A 1766-nucleotide genomic window follows, 5' to 3' on the forward strand; every position below is an offset into this window, starting at 1 on the left:
ACCCTGCACCACCGGTTCGCGGTGGCCGCGGGGGACGAGGCCGGCGCCCGGTGGCTCGCCGACGCCACCGACGCCAACAGCCACGCCGAACTGGAGCAGCTGAAGCGGACCGCCGAGCAGTGGTCCGACCTGGACGGCCTGCTGCTGTCCTTCGAGGACTCGGTGCGCGTCCAGGGACCCCCGGAACTCGTCTACGACTTCCTGTACCGGGCCGGGGACTGGCCCGTCCACCTTCCCGAGGTCACCCGCGCACACGTGGCCGAGGACCGTACGGGCGTCCAGCTGCTGACCATGGACACCCGGGCCGCCGACGGCACCACCGACACCAGCGAGTCCGTACGCGTCTGCTTCCCGCACGCCGGCCGGATCGTCTACAAGCGGACCAGCACCCCCCGGCTGCTCGCCGCGCACACCGGCGAGTGGTCGGTCGACCCGGACGAGACCGGCGTCACCGCCGTCGCCAGCCACCAGGTCCTGCTGCGCGCCGAGGACATCGAGCCGGTCCTCGGCCCGGGCGCCGACCTCGCCCAGGCCCGCGACCACGTACGGCGCGCCCTGGGCGGCGCCTGTACCCGCGTCCTGCACCTGGCCCGACGGCACGCGGAGACCGCCGTCCCGACGCTGAGCGCGAGGCGGTGACCGGCCGCCCCGGCGACGGCCGGCGCCGGGCCCCGGCGTCCCGGGCCCTCGCCGCACCCCGGCCGCGGATCCACCCCGCCGCGCCGCTCCAGGTCGACGTCCTCCTCGACGGTCTCACCCACCCGGGCCGCGGCCTGCACACCGGGCAGCTGCACTGGCGGCTGCCCGGGCCGTTCGACGCCGAGCGGTTCACCCGGGCCTGGCAGACCGTCACCGACCAGGAGACGGTCCTGCGCACGGGGCTCGCCCCGGCCGCGCCCGGGACCCGGCTGCCCGGCTTCGCCGTCCACCCGGCCGCCGGGCCGCTGATCGTCCGCCACCCCGCGGGCGGCGTCGAGTGGGAGGCCCTGCTCGCCGCCGAGCGGATGCGGGAGTTCGACCTGACCCGGCCCGACCCGCTGCGGATCGCCCTGCTGGAGGAGCCGGGGGGCTCGGCCCGGGTCCTGCTCACCTACCACCGGGCGTTCCTCGACCCGGCGAGCGCGGAGCACCTCGTCCGCTCCTTCCACCGCGCCCACGCCGCCGACGGCCGCCCCCGGGGTGGCGAACGCCGGCCCGACCTGCGCGACCACCTCCAGTGGGTCGGCGCCCGCGACCGGGCCCCCGCCCGCGCGTTCTGGGCGGACGCCGCCCCGCCCGAGGGCTCCGCCACCCTCCCGGCCGGCGACCGCGGCCGGCCCACGCACCAGCGCGGGCACGGCCGGACCCGGCAGCGGCTCACCCCGGTCGAAGCGGCCCGGCTGCGCGCCTGGGCCGCCTCCCGGGGCGCCGCGGAGAGCACCGCCCTGCAGGCCGTGTGGGCGCTGCTGCTGTACCGCGCGCACGGCGGGCCGGAGGGGGCGGCGGAGTCGGTACCGGTGGCCTTCGCGGCCGCCGTGTCCGGCCGGGGCATCCCCCTCGACGGGGCCGACCGGCTGCCGGGGCCGCTGCTGGGCGCGCTCCCCGTGGCCGTGGAGGTCCGCCCCGCCGGCACCCTCGCGGAGCTCCTCGCCGCCCTCGCCGCGCGGGCGGTGGACCTCGCGGCGTACGAGTGGGTCTCGGCCGGTGAGGTGCACCGCTGGTCGGGCCGCGACCCGTACGCTCCGCTGACGGAGTCGGTCCTCGCCTTCCTCCCCCCGCCCCAGCCC

Annotated in this window: 2 protein-coding genes; both read left to right on the forward strand. The window is 78.9% G+C overall.

Annotated features, from left to right (window positions below; all coding sequences use genetic code 11):
• Positions 1 to 639 (forward strand): SRPBCC family protein (locus tag VR44_RS38145; protein ID WP_045952269.1); only part of this gene is annotated, 639 nt, incomplete at its 5' end.
• Positions 636 to 1766: condensation domain-containing protein (locus VR44_RS38150; RefSeq protein ID WP_245692849.1), on the forward strand; the 1131-nt coding region annotated here is incomplete at its 3' end. The genes VR44_RS38145 and VR44_RS38150, both read left to right, overlap by 4 nt.

The sequence above is a fragment of the Streptomyces katrae genome (genome assembly GCF_000966975.1).
Classification (GTDB): domain Bacteria; phylum Actinomycetota; class Actinomycetes; order Streptomycetales; family Streptomycetaceae; genus Streptomyces; species Streptomyces katrae.